Origin of the sequence: Micromonospora sp. NPDC049275 (assembly GCF_043197115.1) — a bacterium.
Taxonomy (GTDB): Bacteria; Actinomycetota; Actinomycetes; order Mycobacteriales; family Micromonosporaceae; genus Micromonospora.
Genome location: NZ_JBICSN010000001.1, coordinates 979,728 through 1,003,953, shown reverse-complemented (window position 1 = coordinate 1,003,953; position 24,226 = coordinate 979,728). Strand labels below are relative to the sequence as shown.

Genomic DNA, 24,226 nt, shown 5'->3' with positions numbered 1-24,226 from the left:
GGCGTACACCTGAAAGCATGACCACGTACCGCGATCGCGCCGAGGCGGGCCGGGTGCTCGCCGAGCGGCTCACCGCCCTCGTCGGCGAACCGGATGCCGTCGTCCTCGGCCTCGTCCGCGGCGGCGTACCGGTGGCCCGGGTCGTCGCCGAACGACTCGGCGCCCCACTCGACGTGCTTGTCGTCCGCAAGCTCGGCATGCCCTGGGCCCGGGAGGTCGCCTTCGGCGCGCTCGGCCCGGGCGGTGTGCAGGTGCTCAACGACGCGATCGCCAGCCGCCTCAGCAGCGACGACATCGCCGAGGTCAGCCATCGCGAACAGGTCGAGTTGGAGCGGCGCGAGCGGCTCTACCGGGGCGGTCGCCCACCGTTGGACCTCACCGGGCGCGTGGCCGTGATCGTCGACGACGGTCTGGCCACCGGCGCCACCGCCCGCGCCGCCGTCGAGGTCGTCCGCCGGCTCGGCGCCCGCCGGGTGGTGGTGGCCGTGCCGGTCGGCGCGCAGGAGGCGTACGAGCTGCTGGCGGCCGAGGCCGACCAGGTCGTCTGTGCCCAGCGCCCACCTGACTTCGGCGCGGTGAGCGTCTACTACGACGACTTCCACGAGGTCTCCGACGACGAGGTCGTCGACGCGCTCACAGCAACCGCTTAGCTCGACCAGGTACCGTCAGGTGATGGATAGCCTCACCTGCCCCAAGTGTCACGGTGTAATGCGTCAATACGAACGCAGCAATGTCCTCATCGACCAGTGCGGGGAGTGCCGGGGTATCTTCCTCGACCGCGGCGAGTTGGAAAAGCTGTTCGAGGCAGAGGCCAACTGGAGTCGCCAGCAGGCCGGCGGCCCGCCGCAGCAGCCGGGTGGCTACCCGCCGCCCGTCCAGCAGCCGGGTGGCTACCCGCCGCCGCACGCCCCGGCGCAGCACCAGCCCGGCTACGGCGCGGTCCCCCCGCCGCCGCCCCCGCCGCCCGTTCACGGCTACCCGCCGGCGCCTGCCTACGGTCAGCAGCACCAGGGCTACCACGGGCACTACCGGCACAAGAAGCGCAAGGGTTTCCTCGACGAGATGTTCGGCTGAGCCCTCGCAGCGGAGTCATCCCCGGGCGGCATGCCTCTGAGTCAGGGCTGTGACTCAGAGGCATGTTTCCCCGCGGCGGCCCGGCGTCCCGATCCGGGGCACACACCCACCCGGGTCGATGGTCGGCGGTCGGGACGCGTCATGCGAGGCTGCATCGCATGACCGAGATCCAGCAGGACCAGGCTCTCGCCGAGGCGTACGACGGCATCACCGCCGTGGTCGACGACCTGGACGACGCGCACCTGCAACGAGCCACCCGCTGCCAGGGCTGGCTCGTCGCGGACCTGCTGCTGCATGTGCTCGGCGACGCCCAGCGGGCACTCGTGGCCCTGGCCAGCCCCGTTGGCGGTCCCGCCGATACCGACGACGTGTCCTACTGGCGCGGCTTCCCGGGCGGCGATGACGGGGCCGCCCGGCACGCCTGGTGGGTCCGCCGGTCGGCGTCCGCCTTCGACCGGCCGACGGACATCGTCCGGGTCTGGAAGGAGACCGCCCCGGCGGCGGTCCGAGCCGCCGCGGCGGCAGACCCCGAGGGGTACGTCACCACGCAGGGGCACGTGCTCCGCGTACCGGATCTCCTGGCCACCCTGACCACCGAGGCTGTGGTGCACCACCTGGACCTGACGCCCGAACTGCCGGACGCGCCGCCACCCGGCCCACTGGCGGTACGGGTCGCGGTTTCCACGATGGACGGCCTGCTGAGCGACGACGCGGTCCGCCCCGCCCAATGGGACGACACCGAGTTCCTCCTGAAGGCCACCGGCAGAATCGCGCTGACCGACCGGGACCGACTGGAGTTGGGCGAGGCGGCGGGCTGGTTTCCGCTGCTGGGGTGACCCGATCGGGTACGCCTCAGCCGATGGCCATGTCGACGAAGCGGGACAGGTGCAGTTGGGCCGCAACCGTCACCGTGTCCGTCGGCCCATTCCGATGCTTGGCAACAATGAAATCCGCCTCGCCCGCCCGCGGCGACTCCTTGTCGTAGTAGTCGTCGCGGTGCAGCAGGATGACCACGTCGGCATCTTGCTCGATCGAGTTGTGGGTGGCGATGCCGTTGGCGATGAAGTTGTGCTTCTCAAGCACGGTCGCGTCGAACACCTCCTGCTCACCGATCGACTCGATGGACACGATCGAGTCCCAGAAGATGTCGTTGGTGGCGTGCAGGTCCAGGTCCGCCGCGTCGAGAACGCCAGCGATGGCCGCCAGTCGGGAGCGGCTGGGCGCATGCTCCCAGAGGGTGCTGCCGCAGAACTCGGTGCCGATGGCCTTCGCAAACTCGCGGTGGGACATCCCCTGCTCGACCAGGATCTCCTTGACCCGGGCCCACACCTCGCGTGGCACTGTGTCGACGTTTGTGTTGCTCTCCGTCGCCTCCAACGAGGCAAGGAGAGCGGTACAGCCCTCTGACCGCTGCCCGTGGACGCCAATTTCGCGTAGGAACCTCAACTGGTCGTCGCGGCCGGAGACGTCGAGCGTGTACTGCGGACGATGACCCACCACCGGTACGACCTTCAGCCGGGCCGTGACGCCATACCTCAGGAGCAGTCGAGAGATGTCCTCAAGCAATCGTCGGCTCGTGGATGCGAAATAAATGCGTCCACCGCGACCTGACGTGTTGACGGTCACCGACCCGTCCGTCGACCACAGGTGACGCAGGAATGTAGTGATCTGCTCCTTGGGTAGGCTGAAGAGAGGCGGGGGGAGAAATTTCTCGTGTGACCTGAGGCCGAAGAGCCCCAAGCTGTCCAGCCACTCCGCGATCGGGTTACGCCGACCACGCGCCAGTCGGTACGGAGTGGGCAGGCGGAGCGTGGTCGCTCTGGCCGCCGGATAGTCGTCACGCACGGCGCTGATCCCGAAATGCTTCGCCGCGTCCGTCACCGCCTGGAGGTTCAGCTCATCGCAACTCGCGTACCGGATCGGCTGCCGTCGCACGAAGGAACCATCGCCGAGGAGATGCGCCAACATGACGACTTCGGCCTCGTCCCACGGGCGGACGACCATGGGAGGCGGCAGGTGTCGCGGCGTAGCGATGCGGTCTCCCGGCGAGAGTTCACCCAGGGGCACCCATCCGGTGAATGCTAGGAACGGGTGGTTGGCTGTGGCGTCAATTCGCTTGCCCGAGGCGAGGGTCAGACGGAAGACCTCGCGGGTGCCACTAGGAAAGACGTGGGTCATGGTGCGCGGGGTGTAGCGAAGGCCTTCATCCAGTGCCCAGACCGGGACGTCCTTCGCGCTGTTGGCGAGCAGCTCACCGAGCGTGATCTCGCTATTGTCATCCGCCCGTATCAGCCGGGTATCAGCCGTGAGGCACCCAGATTCCCGCAAATCGGACAGCTGGGGGCGCTTGTCGGTGCGTTGCTCGGGACCACGGTTCAGCTGACTGACCGCGATGACCGGGCACTCGACCTCCTTGGCGAGCAGCTTCAGGCCACGGGAGAGGTCGGCGACCTCCTGCTGCCGGCTCTCGGTGCGCTTCGGCGAGGTCATCAGCTGGAGATAGTCGACCACGATCATCTTGAGGTCGTGTCGCTGCTTGAGCCGGCGGGCCTTCGCCCGGATCTCCATCAGGTTCATGCTCGGGGTGTCGTCGACGAACAGCGGCGCCTCGCTGATCTCACCCATGCACCGGGCCAGCTTGGTCCAGTCGTCGTCGGAGAGTTGCCCGCTGCGCAGCACGTGCAGCGGCACCCGCGCCTCGGCCGAGAGCAGTCGCATGACGATCTCGACCTTGCTCATTTCCAGCGAGAAGATGGCGGCAGCCTGGTTGGCGCGAATAGCGGCATTTCGGGCAAAATCCATACTAGCGGTCGATTTGCCCAAACCAGGCCTGCCCGCCACGATGATCAACTGTCCGGCGTGCAGGCCGTTGAGCAGCCGGTCCAGGTCGGTGAAGCCGGTCGGCACACCTGTCATCATGCCGCCCTGCGCACCCACCGCCTCGATCTCGTCGAGTGTCGGCTGGAGCATGTCGGCCAGGATGGCGAAGTCCTCGCTGACCCGCCGTTCGGTGACGTCGTAGACGGCCTGCTGCGCGAGGTCCACGATGTCGTCGACGTCGCGGCTGCCGCCGTTGGCGGTGCCGTAGCCCAGTTGCACGATCTTGGTGCCGGCCTCGACCAGCCGCCGCAGCACCGCCCGCTCGCTGACGATCCGCGCGTAGTACGCGGCGTTCGCGGCGGTCGGCACGCTGGCGATGAGGGTGTGCAGGTAGGGGGCGCCACCGATGCGGGCCAGATCGCCCGAGTCGGTGAGGGCGGCGGCCACGGTGATCGGGTCGGCCGGCTCACCCCGGCCGTAGATGTCCAGGATGACGTCGAAGATGGTGGCGTGCACCGGCCGGTAGAAATCGTTGGTCTTGAGGATCTCGACGACGTCGGCGATGGCGTCCTTGGACAGCAGCATGCCGCCGAGGACGCACTGCTCGGCCGCGACATCCTGGGGTGGGGTCTTGTCGAACTGGCCGTCGCGTTGCACGGGCGGCTGGCCGCCGCCGGGCCGTGACTCCGCCCGCCTGTCGTCGGTGACCGACACGGGTCCCCCCTCCACTGCGTCGGATCCGGTCTCAGCTCTACCGCCGAGGTACGACAGTTCTCCTCGACCAGGCCGGTCGATCGGGGGCCATCGCGCCGGCGGTCGAGGGCCAACCATACGGACCCCGAGGTCAGCGACTCAACAAGCCCGGTGGACGAGCCTCGGGACAACCTGTGGACACCGGTGGACGAGCATGTGCGCAGGGTGTGCACAGGCTGTGGACAACGGTTGGGGAATTCTCGGCCACAAGCCTCTGAGCTGCGGAAACGTGGTCCCCAGCCTGTGGAGGAGAATATTTCGGTCGGTTCTGTGACACGATCTTCCCGTACTATCTCCAGCGAACGGCTACACCTGGACAGCGGATTACGCTTTCGGTTCAGAAGGGTCACACTCCGGCCGTGAGTTACCGGGACTGGGGACGCGGGGAGGGCAGCCCGCGCGAGCGCCCGCCGACCGCCTCGTGGGGTGAGCCCATGCTGCCCTCGCCGGTCGACCCGTACGACGAGGACGCGCGCTATCGCACCTCCAGCCGGCGGCGCGCACTCGACCGTGGGCAGGACGAACCGGTCGACGCCTACCTGCCGCGGTGGGCGCTGGAATCGGGGGTTCGGCACGCCGACGGCGGTGGCCGGCACGCCGCGCCCGACGAGGACGAGCCCGAGGTCGAACCGGAGCGTCCGAGTTCCGGGGGCGGCTGGCGGAGCAGCGAGACGACGGGTTCCCGACGGCGTGCCATCGAGACGGGTCGGCGCGAGCAACCGGCGATCGGCGCGGGCCCCGATTCGGACCACACCCGGGAGTGGACGCTCGACCGACCGCAGGAGCAGGGGTACGCGGGTCGTCGTCGCGCCGACGCGGCGGAGGAGGAGCCGGTCTCCGGCGCGGCCCCGGACCGTCGTCCCCGCCGCGCGCCGGCCGGTCGTCCGCAGGTGATCTGGTCCGGTGGGGACCTGGAGGCCGACCCGGCCGACGGGGTGGCTCGTCCGGAGCCGAGCCGAGCGACGCGGCGTAGCCGGCGGGCAGCAGAGGAATCCTGGACGCGTCCGGCGGTGGATCCGTGGGGACGTGGGTCGGAGCCGGCCGCGGAGCCGGAGTCGTCGTACGCGCCGGCGGTGGATCCGTGGGACGCCTCGGGTGTGCACGCCTGGCCGCCGGCCGGCCCGGATGGCACCGACCTGAGCGAGCAGTGGTCGCAGGCGGAGAGTTTCGGTGGCTGGGAGCGGTCGGACCGCACCGGCCAGTGGGAGCGCTCGGCCGTGGAGGACGACCGGTGGGACCGGACGCTCCCACCCCGTTCCGACCGGTTCACGGCGGCCGAGGGGTGGCCCAGTCGGGACAATGGTTTCTGGTCCGGTACGCGGTTGTCGGGTGACGATCCGCGCTGGATGGATACGACGACGTCGGCACCTCGGTCGCCAGTGGTGGGTTACACGGCCCCGCGACCGCGCAGCGCTCCCGTACCCCCGGATGGCGCGCGGCGTCGGGCGGACCGTTCGCCGGTCGGCACGGCGTCGGTGCGGCGTCGGGTCGAGTCGGTGGCGACGGGCGCGTGGGCGCGTCGTCTGGAGGACGACCTGCTCGACCCGGATCCCGGCGGGTCGATCCGGCCGCTGCTCTACACCGCCGCCTGCTACCTGGTGCCGTCGGTGTTGATCTTCCTGTGGTTGCTGACGTTGGACGGGCAGGCGCCCGCCGGTTGTGTCACCGATATCAGCGGGGGTGGCTGCGACTCGGCGCGGTCGCGCGCGTTGGAGTCGCTGTTGGCTGGCTCGCCGCGTTTCGGTTTGGCGTTGGTGAGCAGTCTGGTGGTGGCGGCGCTGCTGCGGCGGGTCGGTACGACGTGGCGGTCGGCGACCATCGCGCTGGCCGCCGCGGTGGTCGGCGGCGGCCTCTCCACGGTGCTGATCAGCGCGGTGACCGGTCAACCGATCGGCTGACGGCGACCCGGTCGGCGCGGGGCGTACGCGCGAGGGCCCGCACCGATCGCTCGGTGCGGGCCCTCGTCGTGGTGCGGCTGGTCGTCAGCCCTGAACGACGTTCAGGTTGAACGACGCCGTGACCTCGGGGTGCAGCTTGATCTTCACCGGGTAGGTGCCTGTCGACTTGATGTGACCGGGCACCTCCAGCCGGCGACGGTCGAGGACCGGACCGCCGGCGCCCTTGACGGCGTCCACGATCTCGGCCGAGGTGACCGAGCCGAAGAGCCGACCGCCGTCGCCGGCGCGGGCCTTCAGGTTGACCTTGAGACCCTCGAGCTGACCCTTGACCTCGTTCGCGTGGTCGAGGTCGCGGATCTCGCGGGCCGAACGGGCCCGCTTGATGACCGTGACCTGCTTTTCCGCGCCCTTGGTCCAGGCGATCGCGAAGCCCTGCGGCAGCAGGTAGTTACGGCCGAAGCCGTCCTTGACCTCGACGATGTCGCCCGGGGCACCGAGGCCGGACACTTCCTGAGTCAGGATGATCTTCATATCGGTGCCTCCTCTCAGCGGGCCGTGGCGGTGTACGGCAGGAGCGCCATCTCGCGGGCGTTCTTGACCGCGCGGGCGATCTGCCGCTGCTGCTGCGAGGTCACGCCGGTGACCCGCCGAGCGCGGATCTTGCCGCGGTCGGAGATGAACTTGCGCAGCAGCGCCGTGTCCTTGTAATCGATATAGGTGATCCCGTCCTTGTCGAGCGGGTTCACCTTCTTCTTAGGCTTGCGAAGTGCCGCAGCCTTGGCCATTGACCTTGCTCCTGGTTTGCGATCGCGGGCGCTCGGCGCCATTAGAACGGAGGCTCCTCGTCGAAGTTGCCGCCCGAACCGGCACGCGCGGGAGAGGGTGCGGCCGAAGCCCAGGGGTCGTCGAAGTTGCCTCCGCCGCCACCCTGGCCACCACCACCGCCGCCACCACCGAAGCCGCCGCCACCGCCGCCGGAGCGGGACATCTTCTGCACCTTCGCCGTGGCGTAGCGCAGCGACGGGCCGATCTCGTCGACCTCAAGCTCGATGACGGTGCGCTTCTCACCCTCGCGGGTCTCGTACGACCGCTGACGCAGCCGACCCGAGACGATCACGCGGGCGCCCCGCTGCAGCGACTCGGCGACGTGCTCCGCCGCCTGACGCCACACGGTGCAAGCCAGGAAGAGCGGCTCGCCGTCCTTCCACTCATTGGTGGTCTTGTCCATGAAACGGGGCGTCGAAGCGACCCGGAACTTGGCGACCGCCGCACCGGACGGGGTGAATCGCAACTCGGGATCATCGGTCAGATTGCCGATGACCGTGATGGTGGTGTCTCCTGCCATGACCATCTCCTCGCGCACTCAGCGTCTCGTCGTACAGGCTCGCAGAGCCGTACGACAGAGTCGCGGAGGCTGATCCGGGCGAACCGGGTTGAATGCCGGACTGAATGCTTAGCGCATCTCCGGCCGGATGACCTTGGTGCGCAGCACGGACTCGTTCAGCCGGAGCTGACGGTCCAGCTCGGCCACGGCAGCAGGCGTGGCCTGCAGGTCGACGACGGCGTAGATGCCCTCGGCCTTTTTGTTGATCTCGAACGCGAGGCGCCTGCGGCCCCACACGTCCGTCTTCTCAACCGAGCCACCCGCGGTCCGAATCACGTTCAGGTACGTGTCGAGCGACGGGGCGACGGTGCGTTCCTCGAGGCTGGGATCGAGGATCACCATGATCTCGTAATGACGCAAGACGTGCTCACCTCCTGTGGGCTAAGCGGCCACGGTCCTTCCGTGGCAGGAGGTCGTGCGTCGCTGCCCGCACGTGCCGGGGGAACCCGGCCGGACGCGGACAACCTGACCAGGATACCCGGTCCGGACGATCATGCCCGGGGCGGTCGGGTAGACCCGCCGCGCATGGCGACGGGGGCCCGCCACCCGACCGTTACTGGTCGGTGGCGAGCCCCCGTCAACGAGGCCGCGGAGCGTCCCGTCCGCATTCCTTGGGTGGGACCTGGGGAGGAACGACCACACCGATGAGGTTGGACCGGAGACGCCCCGCGGAGCTTTATCGTGTTGTTATCTGACGATACAACGACTCTCGTGCCTTCTTGGGGCAAAAGGCGGAATTTTCCGAGATTCTGCAACGGCGAAGATCTGCCGCGTCGAGGGGTCGCCCCCGCGGCGCCGGGCCGCGCTGCGGGGGTGACCTCGTCGGTGGGCCGACGAGCGCCGACTGCCATGCGCGGCATGCCCGCCACGCGCGGCCCCGGGCTCTGCTCGCCGGGTTCCATCCCATCAACGATCGTCGAGCGGCCGTGGTGACGCGAGGGTGACGACACCGCGCCGACCGTCACCGCAGCCGTCGGGGCCGCGACGTAGGCTCGCTGCCATGCGTATCGGAGCCCACGTCGATTCGACCGACCCGCTGGCGGAGGCGGCCGCCCGGTCCGCCGACACCGTGCAGTTCTTCCTCTCCGACCCGCAGGGGTGGAAGGCTCCCAAGCCGCGGGAGGACGCCGAACAGCTGCGGGCCGCCGAGGTCGACCTCTACGTGCACGCGCCGTACGTCATCAACGTGGCGACCCTCAACAACCGCATCCGGATCCCCAGCCGCAAGCTGCTGCTGGGCCACGCGACCGCGGCGGCAGCGATCGGCGCCCGGGGCCTGATCGTCCACGGCGGGCACGTCAACGCCGGCGACGACCTGGCGGTCGGCTTCGACAACTGGCGCAAGACCTTCGCGTACGCGGCCGACTCCGGCGGCTTCGGCGTCCCGGTCCTCATCGAGAACACCGCCGGCGGCGACAATGCCTGCGCCCGCCGACTGGACGCGCTGGCCCGTCTCTGGGACGCCATCGGCGACCACGAGGTCGGATTCTGCCTCGACACGTGTCACGCGTACGCCGGTGGCGAGGAGTTGCTCGGCCTGGTCGACCGGGTGAAGGCGATCACCGGTCGGATCGATCTGGTGCACGCCAACAACTCCAAGGGCGCGTTCAACTCCGGCCAGGACCGGCACGACAACCTGGACGGCGGGACGATCGACCCGGAGCTGGTGGTGGCCGTGATCCGAGCCGCCGGAGCACCGGTGGTCGTCGAGACTCCAGGCGGCGTCTCCGGCCAGGCGGCCGACATCGACTTCCTCCGCCAGCAGCTCGGGACGGAGCGCCCGGCCGCATGACCACCGGACAGCCCGGGAACGCCCGGCCCACGCCGACCGACGACGCCCCGAGCCGACCGGCGCCGACGCGCGCCGAGGACGACGCCGCCAAGGCCAGCGGCCCGAAGGACAGCGCGAAAGCCGACGCCGCGAAGACCGACGGCCCGAAGGACGGCGCGAAAGCCGACGCCGCGAAGGCCGACGGCACGAAGACCGACACCGCGAAGGCCGACGGCACGAAGGCCGACGGCACGAAGGACGTTGCCAAGGGTGGCGTGGTCACGGACGCCGACGAGGCCGAGGGTACGAAGGCGGAGGACGCCGACGGTTCGCAGAAGGCCGACGGCGACCCGAAGCCGGTCGAGGCCGAACGCTGGGAGGCGTTCGTGTCGGCGCCGGAGCCGCGACCGAGCCGACTCAGCCGAGCTGTCCGCGCCGTCGGCCGGTTCCTCGCCCACGAGTGGACCCTGGCCACCCTCGCCGCGCTGGCGCTGGCCGTGCTGATGACCTGGCCGACGCTGCGCTACCCGCGGTACACGCTTCCCCAGGACTACTGGGACCCGAGCCTGCAGTCCTGGCAGATGGCGTGGTCCGGGCACATCCTGCTGGCCGATCCGGCGCGACTGTGGCAGTCCAACACGTTCTTCCCGGAGCTGTGGAGCTTCGCGTTCTCCGACACGCTGCTCGGCTACGCCCCCGCCGGGATGCTCGGCAGCGGCCCCCAGGACGCGGTGCTGCGCTACAACATCATGTTCGTGCTGGCGCACGCGCTCGCCACCCTCGGGGCGTACGCGCTGGCCCGACAGCTCGGCGCCGGTCGGATCGGCGCCGCCGTGGCCGGCGTCGGGTACACCTACGCGCCGTGGCTGCTGGCCCAGGCCGGGCACCTGCACGTGCTCTCCAACGGCGGCATCCCGCTGGCTCTCGCGATGCTCGCGCGGGGGCACGGCTGGTCCCTGCGGTACGGCTACCGGCCGGAGCAGCGGCACGACGGCTGGGTGTACGCCGGCTGGCTGGTGGCGGCCTGGCAGGTCAGCCTCGGCTTCGGCATCGGCCTGCCGTTCGCGTACTTCCTGGCCGGCGCGGTGCTCGTCGTAGCGGTGCTGTTCGGAGTTCGCCGGCTGAGGTCCGGCCGGGCGCTGCCGTTCGGTCGCCGGCTCCTCGTGGCCGACGTGCTGGGCGGGGTGCTCTTCGCCGGAGTGGGCCTGCTGATGGCGTTCCCGTACTTCAAGGTGACCGAGCTGCACCCGTACGCCGAGCGGACGATCCGCGACGTCAGCATCTTCTCGCCGCCGGCGTCCGGCTTCGTGACCGCGCCCGCCGAATCCCGCATCTGGGGCGCGTTGCACGAGGGTGCCCGCGCGGCGCTGCCGGGGAATCCGGAGATGACGCTGCTGCCGGGCTTCGTGCTCTACGCGCTGGCCGCCGGTGGGTTGTTCTTCTCGGTCTGGCGGCTGCGGCACCGGTTGCTGCTGCTCGTCGGGGTGCTGGTGACGATGGTTTTCGCGATGGGCACCCGCTTCTTCGACGGCACGTTCACCTACGTGCCGCTCTTCGAGCACGCGCCGGGGTGGAACGCGCTGCGTACCCCGGGCCGGTTGATGCTCTGGACGACGTTGCTGCTCGCGTTGCTCGCGGCGGGCGCGATCACCGCTCTCACCGACCGGGTCCGTGAGCTGGCCGCCCAGCGGATCCCGTCCTGGCCGGGGCCGTGGCTGCGGATGGCCACCCTGCTGCCGCTGCTGCTGGTCACCATCGAGGGCCTGAATGCCACCCCGCATCCGGTGGTCCCGGCCCAGCCGGCGGCGATGCGCTCGGCGGAGGGACCGTTGCTGGTGCTGCCCAGCAACCAGAGCATCGACCAGCACGTGATGCTCTGGTCGACCAGTGGGTTCCCGGACGTGGTGAACGGCGGCAGTGGCTTCACGCCTCGGCAGCTCGACGACGTCCGCCGGGTCAGCCAGTCGTTCCCCGACCAGACGAGCGTCGACTACCTGCGGACGCTCGGCGTCCGCACGGTGGTGCTGCTGCGTGGCCAGGTGCCCGGCACGCCATGGGAGATCACCATCGATGCACCGGTCGAGTCGCTCGGCATCACACGCCAGGACGTCGGCGACGCCGTCGTCTACCGACTCTGACGCCCTGTCTCACGTTGTGGTGATCGCGGGCTCGGGTTCGGGCTCGCTTGTCACTGCTGGGCGGCGCCAGCGATCCAGCCAGGACGCGTCTGGTGCGCCGTCGAGCACGCCGCCGTCCGGGTCGTCGGCGTAGGTGGCCCGTACGGCGTCCTGCTCGGGGTGCAGGATCTCCTTGACGACGAACACGCAGAGCACCACCACGGTGGCCAGCCGCAGCGTCGAGGCCAGCACGAACACGCCCTCCGGGAAGACCGGCTTGCTGGTCGCCGCGCCGAGCAGCTCACCGTAGAAGGCGACGAAGTAGCAGACCTCGGCGAGCTGCCAGGCCAGGAAGGCACCCCACTTGGGACGGGCCAGCACCACAAGCGGCAGCATCCAGAGCACGAACTGCTGGGACCAGACCTTGCTGAAGATGAGGAACGCCGCGACGACCAGGAAGGCGAGCTGGGCGAGCCGAGGCCGGCGCGGCGCCCGCAGCGCCAGCACGGCCACGCCGAGGCAGGCCAGCCCGAACAGGGCGTACGAGATGGTGTTGAGGGCCGGAATGTTGGCGTTCAACCAGTCGAACGGGCCCTGCTGGCCGGGGTCGTTGCCGACCTTGCCGTCGAGGTAGCGCCCGATGTACCAGAGCGTGCCCCAGTCGATCGGCCGGGTGGTGTTCAGCTCGAAGAACCGGCCCCAGTTGTCCGGGTTGGCGCGGTAAGCCGGCAGGTTCACCAGGACCACTGCCACCGCCGCCGCGCCGAGGGCGGTGAGCGCGGCGCGGAGCCGGTTGGCTCGCAGCGCCAGGACGAGGATCGGCCCCAGCAGGAACAGCGGCCAGAGTTTCGCCGCGCCGGCCAGGCCGAGCAGCACACCGGCCACCGCTGGTCGTCGTCGGGCCCAGGCCAGCAGACCGAACGCTGCCAACCCGATGGCGAGCAGGTCCCAGTTGACGGTGGCGGTGAGCACCAGCGCCGGGGCGAGCGCGAACAACGCGGCGTCCCAGGGTCGTCGGCGGCGCAACGCCAGGATCACCGCCACGGTCGCCACGGCGAGGGCACCCAGCACGAGCGCGTTGAGGTTGTAGAACCACTGGCCCTGGTTGATGCTCGGGTCGCCGTCGCCGATGGCGTGCACCGGCAGACCCAGCGCCCCCATGAAGTAGCCGGTCAGCACCGGGTATTCCACCGGGTGGTCCCGGTAGGGCACCTTGCCCTCGTTGAGGCCTTCGGCGTAGTAGAGGGCGAGCACATCGGTGTAGCAGAAGCGGGTGTACTGGACGTTCTTCTGCCAGGCGCCGTCCTGGCACGGGGATTTCTGCACCCAGTGCAGTGCGAGCGTGAGGCAGGCAAGCGCCAGGACGATCCGGACGACCGTCCAGAATCGGCGCTCGTGGCCGGCCGGCCGGTCCAGTGCGGTGGCGTGGTCGCCCAGCGGCCCGCCGATGGCACCGGACAGGCCGCGGACGAACCCGTCGGAGCGGGACGGGTGGTCGGTGGTGCCGGCGTCGTCGATGCCGGGCGTCGACTGGGTGCTCATGAAAAGGCATCCTGCCGTACGACGGGGGTTCTCGTCCTGTCCCGACGCCGAGATCGGGGGTACGGAAACGCCGCCGCCGGCCGGACAGGTCGTCCAGCCGGCGGCGGCGTACGTGCGGTGCGGGTCAGTCCCGAGTGGCCGGTGGCAGGCTGGGCAGCAGCCCACCACCGTTTCCGCCGTTCCCTGGGCCGCCGGGGCCACCCGGACCGCCGGGATTGTTGCCGCCGGGGTTGTTGCCGCCGGGGTTGCCGTCGGTACGCGGGCAGAACGGGTTGGTGAGCGGGTCACAGGGCTGTCCACCCGGCCCACCCGGCCCACCCGGCTGACCGGGCGGGGGCGGAGGCGGAGGCGCGGCCTCACCGTTACCGGCGGTCGGGTCGCCGATGTTCGCCGCGGGCGGGAAGTCGAGCTTCTCCTTGCCCTTCAGCGCCTCGTTCATGAACCGTTCCCAGATGTCACCGGGGAGGTTGCCACCACTGACCTTGCGCTTGTCCTTCAGGATGAGTGGCTTCCGGGGGCCGACGTTGCCCACCCAGACCGCGGTGGCCAACTGTGGCGTGTAGCCGATCATCCAGGCGTCACCGTTGTCGGAGCTGTCGCCCTTGAGTTCCCAGGTGCCGGTCTTGGAGGCCGCCTTGCGGCCGTCGTCGAGCTGGTGGTGGACCGCGGCCGGGTAGTCCTTCAGCACCGACGTCACGTCGGCGACCACGTCCTTGTCGATCTTCTTCTTCGAGTCCAGCTTCTCGCTGTAGACCTTGTCCCACTTGCCGGTGTTGGGGTTCTGCTTCTCCACCGAGTAGAGGAAGTGCGCCTTGTTGTAGACGCCCCCGTTGGCGAAGGTGGCCACACCGTTGGCGTGGTCCAGCACCGTGATCGGGTACTGGCCGTAGCCGACCACGTTGAAGAACGGCTCCGGCGTGATGTCCTTCGGGTCCGTCTTGGTCAGGTCGTACGCCTTCGCCGGGTTGGTGTCGGTGCGCCACATGGTGGTGACGCCGGCCTGCTTGGCCATGTCGATGACCTTGTCCGCGCCGATGTCCTGGGTGACGTAGTAGAACGGCACGTTCAGCGACTTGAGCGTGGACACCCGCAGCGTGCAGGAGTTGTGGCAGGACGGGTCGTCATCGCCGGCGTTGCTGACCTTGAACCCGGTGCCCTCCGGCTTGAAGGCCTTGCCCTTCCACCGGGACTCGAGCGCCTTCTTGGCATTGAGGGCGGCGGCCAGGGTGTAGATCTTGAAGCTCGAGCCGGGTGAGTGGCCACCGCTTATCGCCCCGCTGGAGTCGGTGTTCTTGCCGGCGTAGTCGGTGCCGGTGCCGTTGTCGCCCCCGTAGTAGGCCACCACCCGGCCGTTCTCGGGATTGATGGCGACCACCGCGGCCATGAGGTTCTTCGGCTGGTCGGCCAACTCGGAGCCCTTGGCCTTGCGCTGGGCCGTCTCGACGGCGGCCGCCTGCATCTTGGTGTCGATAGTGGTGCGGATGCGGTAACCGCCGGCCATCAACGCCTGGGAACACAGGGGCTTGGTGTCCGTGACCTGCTCGTCCTTGTCGACACAGATGCCCTTGTCCCGCATCTCTTCGCGGACGTAGTTGATGACGTTGCCGTACGGCGTGTCGACGCCGTAGTCGAGCCCGACGCCGCCCCCCTTCTTCGGGTTCTTGAGGGACTTCGTCGGATATGCGGTGGGCCGCTCGGCCGCAGGCAGCCAGCCCTCCTTGACCATGCCGTCGATCACGTAGTTCCAGCGGTCCTGGGCATCGGTCGGGTTGATCGCCGGGTCGAACCCCTTGTGGGTCGAGCTGGGCTCGGGCTGCTTGATCAGAGCGGCGAGCACCGCGCCCTCGGCCGGCGTCAGCTCCGACACCGACTTGCCGAAGTAGGTGTCGGCCGCCGCCTGGATGCCGTAGGCACCCCGCCCGAAGTAGATGACGTTCAGGTAGTGCTGCATGATCTGCGGCTTGGTGTACTCGTCGTTCAGCTTGGAGGCGAAGATCGCCTCCTTCACCTTGCGCCCGTAGGTGTCTTCCTTGAGGTTCTCGATGGCGTTGCGGGCGTACTGCTGGGTGATCGTCGAGGCGCCCTGCTTGTCACCGCCGGAGACGTTGTTCCACGCGGCCCGGACGATGCCCTTGTAGTCCACACCGGAGTGCCGGTAGAAGTTGCGGTCCTCGGCGGCGGCCACCGCGTGCTGCACGTACTCCGGGATCTGGTCGATGGTGACAAGCGTGCGGTTCTGCGAGCCGACCTTGGCGATGATCGTCTTGTTGTCGAACGCGTACAGGGTGGTCGCCTGCGGCGGGGTGATCTCGTCCGGCATGACGACGTTCGTCGAGTAGTAGGTGAACCCGACCACGCCAATACCGGCGAGCATGATGAAGACGGCGAAGCCGGCGATCACCAGGTTCATCCGTTTGCGCTTCTTGGCCCGGGCCGCCCCGGCCGGGTCACCCGCGCCGCGGCCACCTCGGCCACCTCGACCCGGCCCGTTCGGCCCAGCCGGCCCTCCGGGGCCACCAGGCCCGCCGGAGACCGGGGAGACGCTCGCCCGCGCGACCGCGGCACGGCCTCCCACGGACGCGGAGCCGACGCTGGCCCGGCCGGCCGAGGCCGCGCCGACGGCAGCGGCGCCGACACGTGCCCGGCCGGCGGGCGCGCCCGGCGCCGGCGACACCGGGACGGATGCCCGGCCCGCACCGGCGTGTCCCGCGGCCGCACCGGGTGCCGGCGACACGGGCACCGAGGCCCGGCCGCTCCGGCCCGGGGTGGCCGAACCCACCGACGCGGAACCGGCGGCGGCACCGCCGCGCGGCGGGACGGATGCCGAACCACCCACCGACGCACGACCGCCGGCGGCCGGCGGTGTCACCGAGGCGCGGCCGGGGGGTGCCGCGGGCTGCTCCGCGGCGGACCAGCCGCCGGCTCGAGAGTCACCACCTGGTCGGCGGTACGCGTCGTCCGCACCCGGTCCGGGGTCGCCGTTCGGGCCCGGGTACTGGGCCCGTCCGCGCGCAGAACTGGGATCGCCGTACGAGTTCATTCCTCACACCCTGCCGGTCGCGGTGGGGCGCGACTGCGCCGCCACCGGGTTGCCGTGAGTTGCTTCACCCGGGACGCCGGCACGAGGGTGCCGGATCGCCAAGGTCATTGCCGTATCAATCGGGCTAATCGGACCAACGAGTGGTCGGCCGTCCCGGGTCATGTGCACGGCCCCGGAGCCGGTCGAACCACCTGAGATCACCGTTGCGCCTCTCGCCTCCGCCGACCTGCGCCCTCGGCGCCCGCCGCGTCCTGCTCGCTGCCGGCGACACCGTCGCCATCGCCCGTGAGACCGTCCCGGCCGAGCAGGTACTGCTCGACGAGATGGTTCCAGTCACAGCCGAGGCACACCTCCACCACGAAGACCTGGAACTCACGTAGCGTCATCGCCAGCACGGGCAGCTCGGCCAGTGTCCGGGCCTGTCCGGCGGACTGCTTGAGTTCGTCCCCGTAAATGTAGTGGACGAGAGTCAGATTCTCGCTCCGACAGATGGGGCAGCGGCGGTCGGTCGGTTCGCCGTGGAACCGGGCAGCGTTCTTCAGGTACGGCGACGCGTCGCACACGTCGTACGTGCCGACCCGGCCGGCGAGGAGCTCACGCAGCACTGCTCGCTTCTGAAGCGAGTAGTCGACGACCTGGCGCTGCGTACGCATGCGGAGAAGGGTACGCGGTCCGGCTCGACGAGGCGACCACGGTCACGATCCGTGACGACAGCACCTCGGAACGGGGGTTTGCCCTGGCCCACGCGACCCGCTAACGTGCGATGTATCGGTCCGATACATCGCGGCGGTTACCGCTCCGCGCCGGAGGGTAAAGAGAGGGTGGCTCGTGCTCGAATTCGCCATCCTCGGCCTCCTGCAGGAGTCTCCGATGCACGGCTATGAGCTGCGCAAGGAGCTGACCGCCAAACTCGGCGCGATCCGGGCGGCGATCAGCTACGGCTCGCTCTACCCGACCCTGCGCAGGTTGCAGGCGGCGGGATGGATCACCGAAGCCGCCGAGACGCCCGCCACCGCCGAGGAGGTTCCCGCGCTGACCAGCCGACGAGGTCGGGTGGTCTACAAAATCACCGCGGACGGCAAGGAACGCTTCGCCCAGCTGATCGCTCAGGCCGGGCCCGAGACCTACGACGACACGGGTTTCGGTGTGCACTTCGCGTTCTTCGCCCGGACCGACCAGGCGACCCGCCTGCGCATTCTGGAGGGTCGCCGCCGCAAGATCGAGGAACGTCGCGAAGGGCTTCGTGACGTGCTGGGCCGCGCGGCCGAGCGCCTCGACGCTTACACCCTGGAACTGCAGCGCCACGGCCTGGACGCCTGTGAGCGTGAGGTCCGCTGGCTGGAGGAGCTCATCGCCAACGAGCGCTCCGGCCGAGCCCCGACGGTCCCGCACGTGGGGACGGCCGGTGGCCGACGAGAAGACAACAGCCCGCCTCCACCTGGAGAGACCAGGAAAGAGCGGCCGTGACAGAAAAGAAGGAGGCAGACGCTATGGGCTCCGTCCGCGTCGCCATCGTCGGTGTGGGTAACTGCGCCTCGTCCCTGGTTCAGGGCGTCGAGTACTACCGCAACGCCGACCCGAACGACCGCGTCCCGGGTCTCATGCACGTCACCTTCGGCGACTACCACGTCTCTGACGTTCAGTTCGTCGCGGCGTTCGACGTCGACGCCAAGAAGGTGGGCATGGACCTCGCGGAGGCGATCGTCGCCAGCGAGAACAACACCATCAAGCTCTGCGACGTGCCGCCGACCGGCGTGTCCGTGCAGCGCGGCCCGACCTTCGATGGTCTGGGCCAGTACTACCGCGAGATCATCGAGGAGTCCGACGCCGCCCCCGTCGACGTGACGCAGGCGCTTCGCGACGCGCAGGTCGACGTCGTCGTCTGCTACCTGCCGGTCGGCTCCGAGCAGGCGGCCAAGTTCTACGCCCAGGCCGCGATCGACGCCGGCTGCGCGTTCGTCAACGCCCTGCCGGTCTTCATCGCCTCCGACCCGGAGTGGGCCCAGAAGTTCACCGACGCGGGCCTGCCGATCGTCGGTGACGACATCAAGAGCCAGGTCGGCGCCACCATCGTGCACCGCGCCCTCGCGAAGCTCTTCGAGGACCGCGGTGTCGAGCTGCTGCGCACGTACCAGCTCAACTTCGGCGGCAACATGGACTTCATGAACATGCTGGAGCGCACCCGCCTGGTCTCGAAGAAGATCTCGAAGACCCAGTCGGTGACCTCGCAGATCCCGCACGAGATGAGCAAGAGCGACGTACACATCGGCCCGTCGGACCACGTGCCGTGGCTGGACGACCGCAAGTGGGCGTACATCCGCCTGGAGGGTCGCTCGTTCGGCGACACCCCGCTCAACGCCGAGCTCAAGCTCGAGGTGTGGGACTCGCCGAACTCGGCAGGCGTCATCATCGACGCGGTCCGTGCCGCGAAGATCGCGCTGGACCGGAAGATCGGCGGCCCGATCCTGTCGGCCTCGTCGTACTTCATGAAGTCCCCGCCGGTGCAGTACGCCGACCACGACGCCCACCAGGCCGTCGAGGAGTTCATCGCCGGCGAGGTCGAGCGCTGACCCGCTGAACACCAGCAGCACCGCCGAGGGCCGGGTCCGAAAGGACCCGGCCCTCGGCGCGTTCAGCCCGCCATCTCCAGGTACGGCGACAGCCGCAGCGCCAACTCGTCGACCGAGTCCACCTCACCGTTGACCAGCGCGTCGGTCAACGCCATCCGCTCCTTGGCCGGCATGTTCAGCGTCACCCCCGAGCGGACCAGGAAGATCCGCATCGCCGCCCAGGCGAGCCCCGCATTCCACATGTCGAGCGGGCGCCACACCATCAACCCGTGCAGCAGCGCCGCCGACCTGTCCAGCACGGTGGGGTAGACGGCACGCCCCAGGACCCGGGCGTGTGGACGAGTCGCCGCAGCGACGAGGATGCCGCCGTCCCGCACGCGACTCTGCGGGCCGGTGTGCTCGGACAGGAGGATCAACAGGTCTTCCGGCTCGGGCCAGGGTTGGATCATCGGTCCCCCAACATCTCAAAGAACTCCGCGTCCTCCTCGAAGATCCGCCGGGCGGCCTGGCGGGTCCACTCGTTGCGCTCCTGACGCTCGAGGTACTCCTGGATCGCCACCTCGACGGTCTTGTGCATCGAGCGGTGCTCGGCCTCGGCCAGCTCCTTGAGGCGCTGTTCGACTTCGGGCTTGAGCGTCAGGGTGAAGGCCATACCACTTTTGTATAGCTCCTCCGGTGGCACGTCAACCATGCTCGGCACTGCCTCTACCTCCTCATTCGTTGATTTCGGCCGCCGCTGGCAAGCCGCGCACCGATCAACGGCAGGACGTGAAAGTGAGATGCGGAGGACGGAGTATCGAAATCTGTAACAACCGTCACGTGCCCAGGCTCAGGACCAGGCGTGTCGCAGCGCGACCCCGGCCTCCAGCTCCAGCAGCTTGACCTTGCGGGGCAGACCCCCGCCGAACCCGACCAGCTTGCCGCCCGCGCCGACGATCCGGTGACACGGCACGAGCACCGGAATCGGGTTGCGGTTGCAGGCCACACCCACCGCCCGTGCCGCACCGGGATCACCGACCAGGCGTGCCACCTCGCCGTACGTAAGCGTCTCGCCGTACGGGATGCGGGTCATCTCCCGCCACACCGCCCGCTCGAACGCCGAGCCGCCCGGCTGCGACATCGGCACCGTGAACGCGGTCAGCTCACCGGCGAAGTACGCCCGCAGCTCGGCGACGGCCTGCCGGGCGGCGTCGTCACCGGGCTCGTCGGTCGCCGACTCCACCCGGCCGAAGTGCGCCGCCCGGACGCCCTCCGCCTCGGTGCCGACGGAGAACTCTCCGATCGGCGAGTCGAGAACAGTCCACCTCATCCCGACATTGTCCCGCGCCACGAGGCAAAGTTTCCCTTCCGCCGAGCGTCTGAGCTACGGAGGTGGACGGTGGCGGAGGTCGACGGGGAGTTCACCACGTTCGTGCAGGAACGGGGGGCCGCTCTGCTGCGCGTCGCGTACGCGCTGGCCGGAAATCAGCACGCGGCGGAGGACCTGCTGCAGAACGCGCTGGCCAAGGCGTACGCCCGCTGGCCACGGATCAGGGGAGACGCCGAGCCGTACGTGAAACGCATCCTCTACCACGATCAGGTCTCCGGCTGGCGTCGACGGGCGCGGCGCGCGGAGGTGTCCGTGGCCGAGTTGCCGGAGCGGCCGGCGGACCGCGACGGCGGTCAGGAGGCCGACCTGCGGTTGCTGCTGCTGGAGGCACTGCGGGCGCTGCCGCCCCGGCAGCGCGCCGTGCTGACCCTGCGCTACCTGGAGGACCTGAGCGTCGAGCAGACCGCCAGGCTGCTCGGCTGCCGCGCCGGCACGGTCGCCAGCCAGAGCGCCCGGGCACTGGCACGGCTCCGACACCTGGTGCCGGGTCTGGACGAGCTGACCGACCGCCCGGAGGTGACGCGATGACCACGCATCTGGACGAGACGCTGCGCCGGGCGGTACGCGACCTCGCCGACGGTGCCGCGCCCGCTCCGGGCCTCGCCGTCCGGGCGATCGGCCGGGGTCGCCGGCTGCGCCGCCGGCGGCGGATGACCGTCGGCGCGGCCGCTCTGGTCGCGGTCGTCGCGACGGCCGTGCCGTTCGTGCTGCTCCGGCCCCGGTCGGCCCCGCTCCCCGCGACGCCACCCGTGACCGCCAGCCCATCGCCGTCGCTCCGGCCCGCCCCCGGTGCGAACTGGACCGCCGCGCCGCTGGTGCTGCCCGGCGACTGGGTGGTGACCCGTGCACAGGTCAGCGGCGGGTCGGGCAGCGGCTTTCTGCTGGACCGGAGCCGGGGCCGCTACGTCCCCACCGACCGCTACGACGGGATCTACCCCGCGCCGACCGGCTCGCTGGTCGCCGTCGTCGACGAGAACCGTCCGCGCGAGGTCGGCCTGGTCGACATGTCCACCGGCAAGACCCGCTGGCACCAGGTCGGCCGCGCCCTGACCCGACCGGCGTGGTCACCGGACGGTCGGCGCCTGCTGTTCACCACCGACCAGGTGGATCACTTCGGCTTCATCGTGGTGGACGCGGACGGCGGGAAGCACACCTATCCGGTGTCCCGGCAGCGCTTCTTCTGCACCGACCACTGCTTCTTCGTCTGGACGCGGGACGGTCGAGAGGTGGCACTGCAGCAGACCGCGGACGGCAAACCCCGATCCGAGTCGGTCCGCCACCCCCGCAGGGGCGTGCAGATGTTCTCTGCCGACGACGGTCGACCGACCAGGTTCGAGCCGATCCCCGGCGACCCGGTCGGGCCGTGGGCCTGGTCGCCGGACGGCAACCTGGTGGTCGTCCAGGGCCAGCAGGAGCCGCTGCTGGTGGATACGGCCACCGGACGGGTCGTCAACCCGCTGCCCACCGCCGACGTCACCTGGGTCGGCGACGACCGGCTGCTCTATCGGCGGCCGTACGGGTCCGGTGATTTCGTGCTCACCGACACGGCGGGTCGCGAGCTGGTCCGCCAGCAACTGCCCAAACAGTTGGTCGAGTTGGAGGTGAGCGTGGCACCACGCTGAGCCGTTCGGCCGGTCGTCGCCTTTGCACGACGTCGATACCGTGCGGGTCGTGGCCACGGGGACGCTCATCTTTCTGATCATCGGCGGGGCGGGTGTCGTGGTGCTGGCACTCGCCCTGCTCGGCAGCGAGCTGCTGCACTTCGGGCACGCCGATGTGGACGGGCCGATCTCCACCGAGACGGTCGCGGGATTCGCCGGTGCGTTCGGCTTCGGCGGGGCGATCGTCAACGAGCTGCTCGGTGCGCGTACACCGGGCATGATCGCGGGCGCGGCGGCTGGTGGGCTGCTCGCGGCCGTGCCCACGGCGTGGTTGGCGTCGCGGCTCAGTCGCGCGGCGCGCAACATGCGGACGGACCCCACCCCCACGCGGGACGACCTGGTCGGCGCGCTCGGCCTGGTGGTGACCCCGGTGCCGGTGAACGGATACGGCGAGGTGCGCGTACGCGTGGCCGGCCAGCCGGTCAAGCTCAATGCCCGCGCCGACCAGCCGATCCCGGTCGGCGCACAGATCTTCGTCGTACAGGCGCTCAGCGAGACCAGCGTGCACGTCGAAACCTACTGATTACCTCCTCGTAGACGGGACTCCCCTCCATGCCCCTGTTGATAGCTGTCGGCGGCGCGGTTCTCCTCGCGCTCGTCCTGGTGCTCTTCGTCCTCTCCCGGATCAAGGTGGCCGGGCCGAACGAGGCGTTCATCGTCACCGGCCGAAAGGGCCGCACCACGCACACCGCCGACGGTGGCAGGTCGACCGACAACTCGGGCCAGAAGGTGGTGCTGGGCGCCTCGGTCTTCGTGCTCCCGGTGGTGCAGAAGCTCCAGTCGCTCGACCTGTCCAGCCGGCGGATCGACGTCGGCATCCGGGGCGCGGTCAGCAAGCAGGGCATCCGCGCCGACCTGCACGGCGTGGCGATCGTCAAGGTCGGCGGGACCGAGGACGCGATCCGGGCGGCGGCCCAGCGGTTCCTGCACCAGCAGGACGAGATCGACAACTTCACCCGGGAGGTGCTGGCTGGCGCCCTGCGCTCGATCGTCGGCCGGCTCACCGTCGAGGAGGTCATCCGGGACCGGGCGGCGTTCGCCAACGCGGTCGCCGAGGAGGCCGAGCACTCGATGACCAACCAGGGTCTGGTGCTGGACACCTTCCAGCTCCAGGACATCCTCGCCGAGGGCTCGTACCTGCAGGACCTGGGTCGACCCGAGGCGGCCCGGGTGCTCAAGGACGCGGCCATCGCCGAGGCGCGGGCGCGGCAGCAGGCCGAGCAGGAGCGGCTGCTCGCCGAGGAGGCCATCGCGGAGGCGAACCGGAATCTGGCCCTCAAGCAGGCCGGCATCCAGGCGGAGATCGACGCGGCCAAGGCCAAGTCGGCCGCGGCCGGGCCGCTCGCCCAGGCGGAGCGGGACCAGGCGATCCTCTCCGAGCAGCAGAAGGTGGCCGAGCGCAACGCCGAGCTCAAGCAGCGGCAGCTCGACACCGAGGTGCGCAAGCCGGCCGACGCGGCTCGGTACAAGGTGGAGCAGGAGGCCGAGGCGGCCCGCAACGCGGCGGTGCTGAACGCCGACGCGCGGCGGCAGGCCACCATCGCCGCCGCCCAGGCCGAAGCCGAGCAGGCACGGCTCACAGGTGAGGGCGAGCGGGCCCGGCGGGCGGCGCTCGCCGAGGCGAACGCGATCGAGGGCGCCAAGGAGGGTGAGGCCGAGCAGCGGCGGCGCTCCGCGATCGCCGAGGCGGTCGAGCGCGAGGGTGCGGCCGAGGCGGCGGCGATCCTGGCCAAGGGCGAGGCGGAGGCCGACGCGATGGCCCGCAAGGCCGAGGCGTTCGCGGCGTACGGGGAGGCGGCGGTCCTGGACCTGCTGGTCAAGGTCCTGCCGCAGGTGGTCGAGGCGGCCAGCGCCCCGATCGGGGCGATCGACAAGATGACTGTCATCTCCACCGACGGCGCGTCGTCGCTGACGAAGTCGGTGGCCGGCAACGTGGCCCAGGGGCTCCAGCTCGGCAGCGACCTGACCGGCATCGACCTGGCCGGCCTGCTGGCGCGGCTGGGCTCGGCGTCCACGCCGGGCGGCAACGGCGCGTCCACAGGCAAGGGTGCCGTCTCCGTCGACGGGACGGCCGTCGAGACCCGCTGACGACGAATGCCGACGGCGCCGCTCCCCGGTTCGGGAGGGGCGCCGTCGGCGTACACCGTGGTGATCCACTCGGTCTTCTGGAAGCTGGGCCATCCGGAGTGCCGGGACACCACGACTTCACCGAAACCGAGTCGATCAT

23 protein-coding genes are annotated in these 24,226 nt (G+C 70.1%); 12 read left to right on the top strand and 11 right to left on the bottom strand.

The window, feature by feature from the left end; all coding sequences use genetic code 11:
* Positions 1–17: 17 nt before the first annotated feature.
* From ACGFIE_RS04705 to ACGFIE_RS04695, 3 genes are all read left to right on the top strand, one after another.
* Entirely contained in the window at positions 18–650 is a 633-nt protein-coding gene (locus ACGFIE_RS04705) for a phosphoribosyltransferase family protein (protein ID WP_363680760.1), read from the top strand.
* Positions 651–672: 22 nt separating this feature from the next.
* Positions 673–1,074, top strand: a complete 402-nt coding sequence (locus ACGFIE_RS04700; protein ID WP_393290948.1) for a zf-TFIIB domain-containing protein — start codon at positions 673–675, stop codon at positions 1,072–1,074.
* Positions 1,075–1,232: 158 nt separating this feature from the next.
* Positions 1,233–1,910, top strand: coding sequence for a maleylpyruvate isomerase N-terminal domain-containing protein (locus ACGFIE_RS04695; RefSeq protein WP_393290946.1), 678 nt, complete (start codon positions 1,233–1,235; stop codon positions 1,908–1,910).
* Between the two features lie 16 nt (positions 1,911–1,926).
* Here the strand turns inward: ACGFIE_RS04695 and ACGFIE_RS04690 are convergent, their stop codons facing one another.
* Positions 1,927–4,623 carry a replicative DNA helicase gene (locus ACGFIE_RS04690; RefSeq protein ID WP_393290943.1) on the bottom strand — a complete coding sequence of 899 codons (2,697 nt, stop codon included), beginning with the start codon at positions 4,621–4,623 and terminating at the stop codon, positions 1,927–1,929.
* A 383-nt stretch (positions 4,624–5,006) separates the two neighbouring features.
* Between ACGFIE_RS04690 and ACGFIE_RS04685 the strand changes: the two genes are divergently transcribed.
* Complete coding sequence (locus ACGFIE_RS04685; RefSeq protein WP_393290941.1) at positions 5,007–6,545, top strand: hypothetical protein; 1,539 nt, start codon at positions 5,007–5,009, stop codon at positions 6,543–6,545.
* Positions 6,546–6,629: 84 nt separating this feature from the next.
* On the opposite strand, the gene rplI is transcribed toward ACGFIE_RS04685, so the two are convergent.
* The 4 genes from rplI to rpsF all read right to left on the bottom strand — a co-directional run bounded on the left by rplI (position 6,630) and on the right by rpsF (position 8,289).
* Entirely contained in the window at positions 6,630–7,076 is a 447-nt protein-coding gene (gene rplI / locus ACGFIE_RS04680; protein WP_007453817.1) for a 50S ribosomal protein L9, read from the bottom strand.
* 14 nt (positions 7,077–7,090) lie between these two features.
* The gene (gene rpsR, locus ACGFIE_RS04675; RefSeq protein ID WP_007073789.1) at positions 7,091–7,330 is read right to left on the bottom strand and encodes a 30S ribosomal protein S18; all 240 of its coding nucleotides are present in this window, start codon (positions 7,328–7,330) and stop codon (positions 7,091–7,093) included.
* A gap of 41 nt (positions 7,331–7,371) precedes the next feature.
* A complete protein-coding gene (locus tag ACGFIE_RS04670; RefSeq protein ID WP_266247452.1) occupies positions 7,372–7,908 on the bottom strand; it encodes a single-stranded DNA-binding protein in 537 nt (178 codons plus the stop codon).
* 90 nt (positions 7,909–7,998) lie between these two features.
* Entirely contained in the window at positions 7,999–8,289 is a 291-nt protein-coding gene (rpsF, locus tag ACGFIE_RS04665; protein WP_007453836.1) for a 30S ribosomal protein S6, read from the bottom strand.
* Between the two features lie 640 nt (positions 8,290–8,929).
* On the opposite strand from rpsF, the gene ACGFIE_RS04660 reads away from it, so the two are divergent.
* Positions 8,930–9,721 carry a deoxyribonuclease IV gene (locus tag ACGFIE_RS04660; RefSeq protein WP_363680770.1) on the top strand — a complete coding sequence of 264 codons (792 nt, stop codon included), beginning with the start codon at positions 8,930–8,932 and terminating at the stop codon, positions 9,719–9,721.
* The gene (locus ACGFIE_RS04655; RefSeq protein WP_393290937.1) at positions 9,718–11,838 is read left to right on the top strand and encodes a hypothetical protein; all 2,121 of its coding nucleotides are present in this window, start codon (positions 9,718–9,720) and stop codon (positions 11,836–11,838) included. Before ACGFIE_RS04660 ends, ACGFIE_RS04655 begins: the two co-directional genes overlap by 4 nt.
* A 9-nt stretch (positions 11,839–11,847) precedes the next feature.
* Here the strand turns inward: ACGFIE_RS04655 and ACGFIE_RS04650 are convergent, their stop codons facing one another.
* The 3 genes from ACGFIE_RS04650 to ACGFIE_RS04640 all read right to left on the bottom strand — a co-directional run bounded on the left by ACGFIE_RS04650 (position 11,848) and on the right by ACGFIE_RS04640 (position 17,052).
* Entirely contained in the window at positions 11,848–13,359 is a 1,512-nt protein-coding gene (locus tag ACGFIE_RS04650; RefSeq protein ID WP_393290934.1) for a glycosyltransferase family 87 protein, read from the bottom strand.
* Between the two features lie 124 nt (positions 13,360–13,483).
* Entirely contained in the window at positions 13,484–16,399 is a 2,916-nt protein-coding gene (locus ACGFIE_RS04645) for a transglycosylase domain-containing protein (RefSeq protein WP_393290932.1), read from the bottom strand.
* A gap of 197 nt (positions 16,400–16,596) precedes the next feature.
* Entirely contained in the window at positions 16,597–17,052 is a 456-nt protein-coding gene (locus tag ACGFIE_RS04640; protein WP_393290929.1) for a DUF5318 domain-containing protein, read from the bottom strand.
* Positions 17,053–17,227: 175 nt separating this feature from the next.
* Here ACGFIE_RS04640 and ACGFIE_RS04635 point away from each other — a divergent pair, with 175 nt between their 5' ends.
* Complete coding sequence (locus ACGFIE_RS04635) at positions 17,228–17,866, top strand: PadR family transcriptional regulator (protein ID WP_007453849.1); 639 nt, start codon at positions 17,228–17,230, stop codon at positions 17,864–17,866.
* Positions 17,867–17,889: 23 nt separating this feature from the next.
* Positions 17,890–18,969 (top strand): inositol-3-phosphate synthase, encoded by a 1,080-nt coding sequence (locus ACGFIE_RS04630; RefSeq protein WP_363680780.1) that lies wholly within the window; start codon positions 17,890–17,892, stop codon positions 18,967–18,969.
* Positions 18,970–19,031: 62 nt separating this feature from the next.
* Here the strand turns inward: ACGFIE_RS04630 and ACGFIE_RS04625 are convergent, their stop codons facing one another.
* The 3 genes from ACGFIE_RS04625 to ACGFIE_RS04615 all read right to left on the bottom strand — a co-directional run bounded on the left by ACGFIE_RS04625 (position 19,032) and on the right by ACGFIE_RS04615 (position 20,278).
* On the bottom strand, positions 19,032–19,418 hold the full coding sequence (locus tag ACGFIE_RS04625; protein WP_393290926.1) for a hypothetical protein: 387 nt from the start codon (positions 19,416–19,418) through the stop codon (positions 19,032–19,034).
* The gene (locus tag ACGFIE_RS04620; RefSeq protein ID WP_393290923.1) at positions 19,415–19,621 is read right to left on the bottom strand and encodes a ribbon-helix-helix protein, CopG family; all 207 of its coding nucleotides are present in this window, start codon (positions 19,619–19,621) and stop codon (positions 19,415–19,417) included. The genes ACGFIE_RS04625 and ACGFIE_RS04620 overlap by 4 nt, the downstream gene beginning before the upstream one ends.
* Before the next feature lie 177 nt (positions 19,622–19,798).
* On the bottom strand, positions 19,799–20,278 hold the full coding sequence (locus tag ACGFIE_RS04615) for a methylated-DNA--[protein]-cysteine S-methyltransferase (protein WP_393290921.1): 480 nt from the start codon (positions 20,276–20,278) through the stop codon (positions 19,799–19,801).
* 69 nt (positions 20,279–20,347) lie between these two features.
* On the opposite strand from ACGFIE_RS04615, the gene ACGFIE_RS04610 reads away from it, so the two are divergent.
* The 4 genes from ACGFIE_RS04610 to ACGFIE_RS04595 are packed head-to-tail and all read left to right on the top strand — an operon-like array spanning position 20,348 to position 24,087.
* Positions 20,348–20,866: a SigE family RNA polymerase sigma factor gene (locus ACGFIE_RS04610; protein WP_393290919.1), complete on the top strand. Its 519-nt coding sequence runs from the start codon at positions 20,348–20,350 to the stop codon at positions 20,864–20,866.
* A complete protein-coding gene (locus tag ACGFIE_RS04605) occupies positions 20,863–21,960 on the top strand; it encodes a TolB family protein (RefSeq protein WP_393290916.1) in 1,098 nt (365 codons plus the stop codon). Before ACGFIE_RS04610 ends, ACGFIE_RS04605 begins: the two co-directional genes overlap by 4 nt.
* A 40-nt stretch (positions 21,961–22,000) precedes the next feature.
* Positions 22,001–22,522, top strand: coding sequence for a hypothetical protein (locus tag ACGFIE_RS04600; RefSeq protein WP_363680791.1), 522 nt, complete (start codon positions 22,001–22,003; stop codon positions 22,520–22,522).
* A gap of 29 nt (positions 22,523–22,551) precedes the next feature.
* Positions 22,552–24,087 carry a flotillin family protein gene (locus tag ACGFIE_RS04595; RefSeq protein ID WP_393290914.1) on the top strand — a complete coding sequence of 512 codons (1,536 nt, stop codon included), beginning with the start codon at positions 22,552–22,554 and terminating at the stop codon, positions 24,085–24,087.
* The last annotated feature ends 139 nt before the right edge of the window (positions 24,088–24,226 follow it).

Coding starts and splice junctions, on each gene's coding strand:
- ACGFIE_RS04650 (WP_393290934.1), bottom strand. CDS start 13,359: ATGAGCACCCAGTCGACGCCCGGCATCGACGACGCCGGCACCACCGAC.
- rplI (WP_007453817.1), bottom strand. CDS start 7,076: ATGAAGATCATCCTGACTCAGGAAGTGTCCGGCCTCGGTGCCCCGGGC.
- ACGFIE_RS04605 (WP_393290916.1), top strand. CDS start 20,863: ATGACCACGCATCTGGACGAGACGCTGCGCCGGGCGGTACGCGACCTC.
- ACGFIE_RS04655 (WP_393290937.1), top strand. CDS start 9,718: ATGACCACCGGACAGCCCGGGAACGCCCGGCCCACGCCGACCGACGAC.
- ACGFIE_RS04645 (WP_393290932.1), bottom strand. CDS start 16,399: ATGAACTCGTACGGCGATCCCAGTTCTGCGCGCGGACGGGCCCAGTAC.
- ACGFIE_RS04695 (WP_393290946.1), top strand. CDS start 1,233: ATGACCGAGATCCAGCAGGACCAGGCTCTCGCCGAGGCGTACGACGGC.
- ACGFIE_RS04660 (WP_363680770.1), top strand. CDS start 8,930: ATGCGTATCGGAGCCCACGTCGATTCGACCGACCCGCTGGCGGAGGCG.
- ACGFIE_RS04700 (WP_393290948.1), top strand. CDS start 673: ATGGATAGCCTCACCTGCCCCAAGTGTCACGGTGTAATGCGTCAATAC.
- ACGFIE_RS04640 (WP_393290929.1), bottom strand. CDS start 17,052: ATGCGTACGCAGCGCCAGGTCGTCGACTACTCGCTTCAGAAGCGAGCA.
- ACGFIE_RS04705 (WP_363680760.1), top strand. CDS start 18: ATGACCACGTACCGCGATCGCGCCGAGGCGGGCCGGGTGCTCGCCGAG.
- ACGFIE_RS04625 (WP_393290926.1), bottom strand. CDS start 19,418: ATGATCCAACCCTGGCCCGAGCCGGAAGACCTGTTGATCCTCCTGTCC.
- ACGFIE_RS04620 (WP_393290923.1), bottom strand. CDS start 19,621: ATGGCCTTCACCCTGACGCTCAAGCCCGAAGTCGAACAGCGCCTCAAG.
- rpsR (WP_007073789.1), bottom strand. CDS start 7,330: ATGGCCAAGGCTGCGGCACTTCGCAAGCCTAAGAAGAAGGTGAACCCG.
- ACGFIE_RS04615 (WP_393290921.1), bottom strand. CDS start 20,278: ATGAGGTGGACTGTTCTCGACTCGCCGATCGGAGAGTTCTCCGTCGGC.
- ACGFIE_RS04630 (WP_363680780.1), top strand. CDS start 17,890: ATGGGCTCCGTCCGCGTCGCCATCGTCGGTGTGGGTAACTGCGCCTCG.
- ACGFIE_RS04595 (WP_393290914.1), top strand. CDS start 22,552: ATGCCCCTGTTGATAGCTGTCGGCGGCGCGGTTCTCCTCGCGCTCGTC.